This window comes from Pseudoalteromonas sp. 20-MNA-CIBAN-0454, from assembly GCF_040308685.1.
GTDB classification, from domain to species: domain Bacteria; phylum Pseudomonadota; class Gammaproteobacteria; order Enterobacterales; family Alteromonadaceae; genus Pseudoalteromonas; species Pseudoalteromonas nigrifaciens.
Genome location: NZ_JBEOOB010000005.1, coordinates 149281 through 158421, shown reverse-complemented (window position 1 = coordinate 158421; position 9141 = coordinate 149281). Strand labels below are relative to the sequence as shown.

The following is a 9141-nucleotide window of genomic DNA, read 5'->3' as shown; positions in this document are numbered from 1 at the left end:
TGCCGAACTCAGTAGTGAAACGAAACAGCGCCGATGATAGTGTAGCATTTGCTATGTGAAAGTAGGACATTGCCAGGATTTAAATTAAAGAAACCCGTTACAGTAATGTAACGGGTTTTTTGCTTTTTAGAATTTATAAAGTAAGCACAAGCTATTTAAAAAGTGAAAGCGTACTTACTGCTTGCATGCTAAAATTCTGCTTTATATAACCGTGTAATTGAGGTTTCTATTGCCTACTACTGATTATCAACAAGTATTGAATGACATAACCCAAGAGGTAGCTCCCTTATTATCACAAGGTAAAGTGGCCGATTATATTCCGGCGTTGGCAGAGGTTGATCCCGAACAATTTTCTATTGCTATTTACACTACCTCAGGCGAAACATTTTGTGCGGGTGATTGTACGCAACAATTTACTATTCAATCTGTATCAAAAGTAATGACATTAACGTTAGCATTACAACGTTATGGTGATGAACTGTGGCATCGCGTGGGGAAAGAGCCATCAGGAACTGCATTTAATTCGCTTACTCAGTTGGAATTTGAAAAAGGCATACCTCGTAACCCATTTATTAATGCAGGTGCGATTGTAACCTGCGATGCTTTATATAGTCGCTTATCGGCTCCGATGCATACTATGCTTGAAACATTTCGGGCTTTATCGGGGAATAGGTGTATAGCAATAGATAAAAAAGTAGCAAACTCAGAATATGAGTTTAGGCATAGAAATGCGGCTATGGGGCATTTAATGAAGTCATTTGGTAACTTTGAAAACGAAGTAGATGACGTGCTTTGGGCTTACTTTAACTTTTGTGCAATTGAACTAAATTGTATTGAGCTGGCAAGAGCGTATAACTTTTTAGCTAATAATGGGATTGATAATACCTCAGGTAAACGGGTGTTACCGAGCCGTCAAACTAAGCAGCTTAACTCTTTACTCTTTACCAGTGGTTTATATGATGCAGCAGGTGATTTTGGTTATAGGGTAGGTATGCCGGGGAAATCTGGGGTGTCTGGTACGGTTTTAGCTGTATTGCCTAATAAATTTACGGTTGCGGTATGGTCACCAGGGTTAAACTCTTTTGGCAACTCGGTGGCGGGGATAGCAGCATTAGAGCTGCTATCTAAAAAACTCGATATTTCAATATTTTAAGGAGTTATAGCTCCTTAAAATATTATTTATCCCAGTAGACTAGTTCGAGGCAATCTTCGCGCTCTGGTAAACCACGAGATAAGCGAGGAGAGTGCTGCACTAATACTTCAAAGCTTGCTCTATTAGCGTATTTACTTATTTGTGACAATGACGAATAGGTAATTGCTTTTTGCTGGTGTTTTGCTGAGTTACTGACGTTTATTTTATGATAAACATTGGCAGATAAATCATGTAAAACAGCTGCTAATGCACAATCACCAGCACCATTGGTGTTTTTGATTGAATCAGGGCCACCCATAAATGGGGCTGTGTGGCTATAGGCTCTAATTGGATCATCGCAGTCAGCTTTGCGCATAGCACGTGAAAACTCATAACGATTAAAATCTGGGATTGCACCAGGTAATAATGTGTACTCAGTTTCGCGTTTTAATTGCTCGTCAACGTAACCTGCCATGAATAAGCCTTTTTCGCCAGCAGTACAAATTACCAAGTCGACCCAATCAAGCGCTTTATCAGCTGCTAAAAGGGGATCTTCAAAACCAGTAATTGCCAAGCCTTCCTCTTCGTTCATTGCAAGAATATCAACATGTTTTTCAACAAAGTTAGCCCACCAGCTTGGATCTTGTTCAATTAAGAATTTAGTTCCAAGTGTAAGTACCACTGGCACACCAGCATCATTAGCGTATTTAACCGCTTGTATAGTGGCTTCTGTCATGGTTTCTGCACCTTGAGTGCGCATTAAATAAGCACTGATCACCAACGCAGATGAATTTTCAATAAGGCTTTTATCGATTGATTCAGGGCGTAAGTGGTTCATTAACCCTGCACTGATAGCAAAGGTGCGCTCACCAGTTTCATCAATAAGTGTAAAGCAGCGACCAATTGGTCCATCTACTGGCTGTAAGTAATCTAAATCTACGCGGCTTGAGGTATTACATAAAAAGCGATAAGCATAACTGCCTATATTTATGTTTTCACTCATTACGCCCAATAGCACAGATCTGTCATCAGCAAGTACTGAATAGTTGTGCATAGTATTACCAACGGTTCCGCCAGCATACTCGTAGTCAACCATTTCATGTAACTTTAAACGCTCATATAAGGCGTTGGTGACGTCACTATCTATAACTTGTGACATGCCTCGTTGCAGCTTAAATTCATCAAGGAAAGCTTGATCGACCTTGGCTTCGATATCGACAACAATCTGATCGATTCCGGTAATATAGCTACGGTGTAATCTTTCTGTGGCGTTAAGTTGATTAGTTAGTGGATCTTTGGCTTCCACTGGAAAATAATGTTTATGCCTGCGACGTCCAGGAAATTTCATTTGCTACCCGTATTGTGAGCTAAATAAAAAAAGCGTGAGATTATAGCGCGAATCCCCCCTTAGGAGCCACGATAAACCGTTTTAATTTGTTTTATTTTTGCAATAAATGCCGTAATTACGCACTTTAATTAGCTAACTTGATATAATCCATGCATAAAAAATAATTAAAGTAGCTTCAATGAACGAACGATTTGATGACAACTATTGGATGCAACAAGCGTTAACGTACGCAAAGCAAGCAGAACAACTAGATGAGATCCCTGTTGGTGCCATTATTGTTAAAGACAATCAGCTTGTTGCTGCAGGGTATAACCGTTCTATTACTGATAATGACCCATCAGCTCATGCTGAAATGATAGCTGTACGTAAAGGCGGTAAAGCACTTAATAATTATCGTTTAATTGATTGCACGCTTTATGTGACCTTAGAGCCATGCTCTATGTGCGCGGGGTTATTAGTGCACAGTAGAATTAAGCGTTTAGTGTTTGGTGCTGCCGATGCTAAAACAGGATCTGCTGGCTCGATTATGAATTTGTTGCAAGAGCCTAAGCTAAATCATCAGGTGGAGGTATTAGGTGGTGTACTAGAGGGGCAGTGCGCTACTATTATATCTGACTTTTTTAAGCGCAGAAGAGCGCAAATTAAGGCAGCCAAAAAGGCTGCTCGTAATAGCAATGAACTTTAACTTGCTGCCATTAAAGCATCTAGCTCTGCCATTTTTTGCATTGCAAACATGCGGCGGCGCCAAATTATTTTTTTATGTAAATTACGCAGCATAACGCGGCGTCGAGTTGCTGTTGAGTTAATTGTTTTTCGTTTGAATCTTTGCGTGCGTTTACGTTTTAGCATGTTTTCTCCTAATGCAATAATGAGAAATGCACAAATTATATCCAAATTACTCAGATGTTTATCATTAATTAATGTGAATATATAATTAACACACATTATTGAACATTTGATGACAAGTAAACAGTTTTTTAATTACCCAGGGCGTATTTATTAGAGTAATGAATTAGTTGTTATTATTATCGTTTGTCAGTTTACTATTTTGCTTCAACCTCATCCCCAATTTTAGGGGCAACTACAGGTGCTTCTGGTTTTTCTTCTATTGCGTTATTTTCATCAAGCCAAACTAGGGCATCGTAATAACGGCGAATATTATCAACATAGCTCACCGCAACATCACCACGAGAATAGCCATAACGCGTTTTTCGGTAGTAACGTTTTTTAATTAGTAATGGTAAGCGCTTTTTAACATCGGCCCACTTATCAGGGCTTGCGCCTTGTTGTTTAGTAATAATTCGTGCGTCGTTTACATGTCCCCAGCCTACATTATACGCAGCAAGTGCGAGCCAGGTTCTGTCTGGTTGTGGAATACGATCAGGGATACGTTTAATTAGTTTACTTAAGTATTTTGCGCCACCGCGAATATTTTGCTCTGGCTCTAACCTATTAGTAACCCCAACTTGCTTAGCAGTATTACGGGTTAGCATCATAATTCCTCGCACCCCAGTTGGTGATTTTGCTCGCGGGTTCCACATAGATTCCTGATAGCTTAATGCTGCGAGTAAACGCCAATCAAGTGTTCCTGCATATTGTTCAAACCATGGTTGGTATTTAGGCAGTGTTTCTTTTATTGCTTCAATATAGGCAAGTGTATTTACGTAGTTAAATTGACGAACGTGACCAAAGTATTTTTCTTCAAGTACATAAAGTTGATTATTTTGTTTTGCTTCACCAAAAAAAGGGACTAATAAAGCATAAAGCGAATCGTCATTTGATTTACGCAGCATCCACGCGATCGGGTCGTTATGCGTAATTGAAAAACCAATACTTAAATTAGGGTGATAACGACGAAATAACGATAACGTATGGGTGTCGGCTAAAGTGTAATCTATTTCGCCATCAATAACGGCTTGTAGTAACTCTTCTTCGTCAAATTCTTCGGTTTCGCTCCAGTTAAGTTCTGGATTGCTTTTTTTTACTTTTTGTAAAGTAAGTGAGTGACTACTTTTAGCTATAACCATGAGATTACCAGTTAAATCATCATAGTCGCGTGGTCGCTCTATACCTTGTTTATACACTAGTTTTTGACTAATGGTTCGGTAGGTAGGGCCAAAACGATATTGTTGTGCACGTGTTTTATTATAGGTAAGGCCTGAGGCAATTAAATCGAGATCACCGCTTTGCAGGCGTGCAAACATGTCTGATAAATTAAAAAATGGGACTATTTCAAGCTCTACACCTAAATAGTCTGCAAAGGCCTGAGAAAGCTCGTATTCAAAGCCTTGCTCACCTTGTACTGCCTGATAATAGTTACTGGCACTGGCTAATGTACCCACTCTAATTTTGTTTTGCGCTTTTATTTGGGCAAGTTGAGTCGACTGCTCTTGTATATCGCATGCACACAACAGCATAACTAAAGTAATAATTATGATTAGTTTTTCTTTCAACATTGTTTGCCTCTTTAACGCCCTAATCCCCGTTATAACAAAACTTAGCCATTACGTCACTTAGCGTTTAGTTTTATTCGTTTCGAGTGGCTGTAAATAAAGAAAAAAAGTTAATTTTATGAAAAGCGAAATTATGAGTTAAATCTAAGTGCTACTTAGACTATAATGTTGCCCTAAAATATCGTTCAATCCCTAACCCCGGATGAAATTATCTATGTTGATCCTTCGTGGTGCACCAGCACTTTCAGAGTTCAGAGTTAATAAAATTTTAGCGCGTTGCCAACAATCGCAACTTCCTGTCACCAACGTATATGCTGAATATGCGCACTTTGCCGACTTAACATCGCCATTGAGTAGCGCTGAGCAAACCAAGCTTGAAAAACTATTAACCTACGGTCCAACTATTGCTGAGCATACCCCAGCAGGTAAACTTGTATTAGTAACACCTCGCCCTGGCACTATTTCGCCTTGGGCTTCTAAAGCAACCGACATAGCCCATAACTGTGGCTTAAAGCAGGTTCATCGTGTTGAACGCGGTATTGCTTATTATGTTGAAGGTGAGCTAAACGCAGAGCAACTTTTACAAGTAACGGCGTTATTACATGACCGTATGACCGAAGCAACCCATAGCCAGTTTGAGGATGCTGCGCAACTATTTCGCAGTGATGCACCGCGTCAAATGTCATCTGTAGACATTTTAAGTGGTGGGCGAGAAGCGCTTGCAATTGCTAACGTTGAACAAGGTTTTGCCCTTGCAGATGACGAAATAGATTACCTAGTAGAAAACTTTATAAAGTTAGGCCGTAATCCTAACGATATCGAATTGTTTATGTTTGCCCAAGCAAACTCAGAGCATTGTCGTCATAAAATATTTAATGCAGACTGGACAATCGATGGTGAAGAGCAGCCAAAGTCGCTGTTCAAGATGATTAAAAATACTTTTGAGAAAAACCCTGAAAATGTATTGTCGGCATATAAAGACAATGCCGCGGTAATGAAAGGCTCAAAAGCGGGGCGCTTCTTCCCCAATGCGCAAGGTGAATATGCGTATCATCAAGAAGACATCGAAATACTAATGAAAGTTGAAACTCATAATCACCCAACCGCCATAGCGCCATTTTCAGGTGCTGCTACAGGCTCAGGTGGTGAAATACGTGATGAAGGTGCTACTGGCCGTGGTTCTAAACCTAAAGCTGGTTTAGTTGGATTTACTGTTTCTAACTTACGTATTCCTGGTTACGAGCAACCGTGGGAAAGTGATTTTGGTAAACCTGGGCGTATTGTCACCGCTTTGGATATTATGACTGAAGGGCCGCTTGGCGGCGCTGCATTTAATAATGAGTTTGGCCGTCCTAACTTGTTAGGTTACTTTCGTACCTATGAAGAGCAAGTGACAAGCCATAATGGCCTTGAGGTACGTGGTTACCACAAACCAATTATGCTTGCCGGTGGTTTAGGTAATATTCGCACAGACCATGTACAAAAAGGTGAAATTCCTGTTGGTGCTAAGCTCATTGCTTTAGGTGGCCCAGCAATGAACATAGGCTTAGGCGGCGGTGCAGCATCAAGCATGGCGTCTGGGCAATCAAATGAAGATTTAGATTTTGCTTCAGTACAACGCGAAAACCCAGAAATGGAACGTCGTTGCCAAGAAGTTATCGACAAATGTTGGCAGCTAGGTGATGAAAACCCAATTGCGTTTATTCACGATGTGGGCGCCGGTGGTTTATCAAACGCATTTCCTGAACTAGTAAATGACGGTGGCCGTGGTGGTAAGTTTCAACTACGCGATATTCCAAATGATGAGCCAGGTATGGCACCACACGAAATTTGGTGTAACGAATCGCAAGAGCGTTATGTACTTGCCGTAGGTGTTGAAAATTTTGACCGTTTTGAAGCTATTTGTAAGCGCGAACGAGCACAGTACGCGGTAATAGGCGAAGCGACTGCTGAGCCACACCTAACGGTTGCCGATAGCCACTTTGATAATAACCCTGTTGATTTACCACTAGACGTATTATTAGGTAAAGCACCTAAAATGCATCGCGATGTAACCTCAAAGCAGGTTGTAGGTAAAGCACTTGATGTTACAAATATTAATGTAGCAGATGCGGCGCAGCGTTTATTGCGCTTACCAACCATTGCAGAAAAAACCTTCCTTATTACAATTGGCGATCGCTCGGTAACAGGCTTAGTAGCGCGCGACCAAATGGTTGGCCCTTGGCAAGTGCCTGTGGCTAACTGTGCTGTAACTGCTGCTACATACGACACTTACCATGGTGAAGCTATGTCGTTGGGCGAGCGCACTCCTGCAGCGCTATTAAATTACGCTGCATCGGCGCGTTTAGCTGTGGCAGAGTCGTTAACAAATATTGCCTGTGCAAATATTGGTAGCCTTGAAAATATTAAGCTTTCGGCTAACTGGATGGCAGCAGCGGGTCACCCTGGTGAAGATGCTGGTTTATATGAAGCAGTAAAAGCCATAGGTGAAGAACTTTGCCCAGCGCTTGGTTTAACAATTCCAGTAGGTAAAGATTCTATGTCGATGAAAACGACATGGAAAGATGAAGGTGATTCACAAGAGAAATCAGTAACATCACCGCTATCGTTAATTATCACTGCCTTTGGCCGTGTTGACGATGTACGTAAAACAGTGACACCGCAGCTACGTACCGACAAAGGCGAAACATCACTTATTTTAGTTGACTTAGGTGCGGGAAAAAACCGCATGGGCGCATCAAGCTTAGCGCAGGTTTATAAGCAATTAGGTGATATAACGCCTGATGTTGATAGCCCAGAGTTATTAAAAGGCTTTTATAACGCCATGCAAGTATTGGTAGCTGATAGTAAGTTACTTGCTTATCATGACCGTTCAGACGGTGGTTTATTTACCACAGTTGCCGAAATGGCATTTGCTGGCCACACAGGTGTAACTGTTGATATTAATGGCTTAACAGGCAACGACATTGAAGCGCTTTACAACGAAGAGCTTGGCGCTGTTATTCAAGTGGCTAATAGTGATTTAGATGCAGTTAATGCGGTACTTAAAGATCATGGTTTAGCGACAATTAGCCATATTATAGGTACGCTTAATAGCGACGATGCGATTGTATTTAACCGCGGTAAAAATACCGTACTGAGTAACACGCGTACAGAGCTGCGTACTATGTGGGCAGAAACAACGTACCAAATGCAGGCGCGTCGCGATAACCCTGAGTGTGCTAAGCAAGAATTTGATGCTAAATTTGATGTTAAAGATCCTGGCTTAAACGTTAAGTTAAACTTTGACTTAAACGAAGATATAGCAGCACCGTATATTGCAACAGGCGCTAAACCACCAATGGCTATTTTACGTGAGCAAGGAGTTAACTCTCATCTAGAAATGGCTGCCGCATTTAATCGTGCTGGTTTTGCTGCCATTGATGTACACATGAGCGATATTCTAGAAGGGCGTTTATCGCTTGAGCAGTTTAAAGGCTTAGTGGCGTGTGGTGGGTTCTCTTACGGTGACGTATTAGGTGCAGGCGAAGGTTGGGCTAAGTCGATATTGTTTAACGACATGGCGCGTGAACAGTTCCAAAGCTTTTTCCACCGTGAAGATACCTTTAGTTTAGGTGTGTGTAACGGTTGCCAAATGTTATCTACTTTAAAAGAGTTGATCCCAGGTACTGAGCATTGGCCACGTTTTGTAACGAATAAATCAGAGCGTTTTGAAGCACGTTTTAGCTTAGTAGAAATACAAGAAAATCCATCGGTATTCTTTAATGGTATGGCTGGTTCGCGTATGCCAATTGCAGTATCGCACGGTGAAGGTCATGCTGAATTTGCAAACGATAACGCAGTTAAAGCAGCATTAGACTCGGGTACTGTAGCGGTTAAGTTTGTAGATAACTACGGTAATCCTACAACGCAATACCCAGCAAATCCAAATGGCTCGCCAGAAGGGATTACAGGTATTACCTCTACCGATGGGCGTGCAACTGTAATGATGCCGCATCCTGAGCGCGTATTCCGTGCTGTTGCTAACTCTTGGCACCCAGATGAGTGGATCGAGGATAGCCCGTGGATGCGTATGTTCCGCAACGCGCGTAAAAATGTAGGTTAATAACCTTACTGCTCAATTTAGGTTCATTTAAGTTGAGTATAATAAAAGGCTGCCTTGTGCAGCCTTTTTTGTTTATGATTACCTAGAACCTAGAACCTAGAAC

General features: G+C 41.3%; 6 protein-coding genes. 3 read left to right on the top strand and 3 right to left on the bottom strand.

What is annotated here, in order from left to right; genetic code table 11:
* The first annotated feature begins 229 nt into the window (after positions 1–229).
* The gene (glsB, locus tag AAEZ22_RS04175) at positions 230–1153 is read left to right on the top strand and encodes a glutaminase B (protein ID WP_352296246.1); all 924 of its coding nucleotides are present in this window, start codon (positions 230–232) and stop codon (positions 1151–1153) included.
* Positions 1154–1175: 22 nt separating this feature from the next.
* Here the strand turns inward: glsB and AAEZ22_RS04170 are convergent, their stop codons facing one another.
* Complete coding sequence (locus AAEZ22_RS04170; RefSeq protein WP_179807596.1) at positions 1176–2480, bottom strand: inosine/guanosine kinase; 1305 nt, start codon at positions 2478–2480, stop codon at positions 1176–1178.
* Between the two features lie 178 nt (positions 2481–2658).
* Here AAEZ22_RS04170 and tadA point away from each other — a divergent pair, with 178 nt between their 5' ends.
* Positions 2659–3165, top strand: coding sequence for a tRNA adenosine(34) deaminase TadA (gene tadA / locus AAEZ22_RS04165; protein ID WP_352296243.1), 507 nt, complete (start codon positions 2659–2661; stop codon positions 3163–3165).
* On the opposite strand, the gene AAEZ22_RS04160 is transcribed toward tadA, so the two are convergent.
* Positions 3162–3329, bottom strand: coding sequence for a hypothetical protein (locus AAEZ22_RS04160; RefSeq protein WP_167376939.1), 168 nt, complete (start codon positions 3327–3329; stop codon positions 3162–3164). The two genes, tadA and AAEZ22_RS04160, sit on opposite strands and share 4 nt — an antisense overlap.
* Positions 3330–3523: 194 nt before the next feature.
* The gene (gene mltF / locus AAEZ22_RS04155) at positions 3524–4936 is read right to left on the bottom strand and encodes a membrane-bound lytic murein transglycosylase MltF (RefSeq protein WP_011328988.1); all 1413 of its coding nucleotides are present in this window, start codon (positions 4934–4936) and stop codon (positions 3524–3526) included.
* A gap of 211 nt (positions 4937–5147) precedes the next feature.
* Here mltF and purL point away from each other — a divergent pair, with 211 nt between their 5' ends.
* Positions 5148–9038 carry a phosphoribosylformylglycinamidine synthase gene (purL, locus tag AAEZ22_RS04150; RefSeq protein WP_182679310.1) on the top strand — a complete coding sequence of 1297 codons (3891 nt, stop codon included), beginning with the start codon at positions 5148–5150 and terminating at the stop codon, positions 9036–9038.
* Positions 9039–9141: the final 103 nt, after the last annotated feature.

Bases quoted from the DNA above. Each gene is read 5' to 3' on its own strand.
- AAEZ22_RS04170 (WP_179807596.1), bottom strand. From the start codon at position 2,480: ATGAAATTTCCTGGACGTCGCAGGCATAAACATTATTTTCCAGTGGAA.
- AAEZ22_RS04160 (WP_167376939.1), bottom strand. From the start codon at position 3,329: ATGCTAAAACGTAAACGCACGCAAAGATTCAAACGAAAAACAATTAAC.
- tadA (WP_352296243.1), top strand. From the start codon at position 2,659: ATGAACGAACGATTTGATGACAACTATTGGATGCAACAAGCGTTAACG.
- mltF (WP_011328988.1), bottom strand. From the start codon at position 4,936: ATGTTGAAAGAAAAACTAATCATAATTATTACTTTAGTTATGCTGTTG.
- purL (WP_182679310.1), top strand. From the start codon at position 5,148: ATGTTGATCCTTCGTGGTGCACCAGCACTTTCAGAGTTCAGAGTTAAT.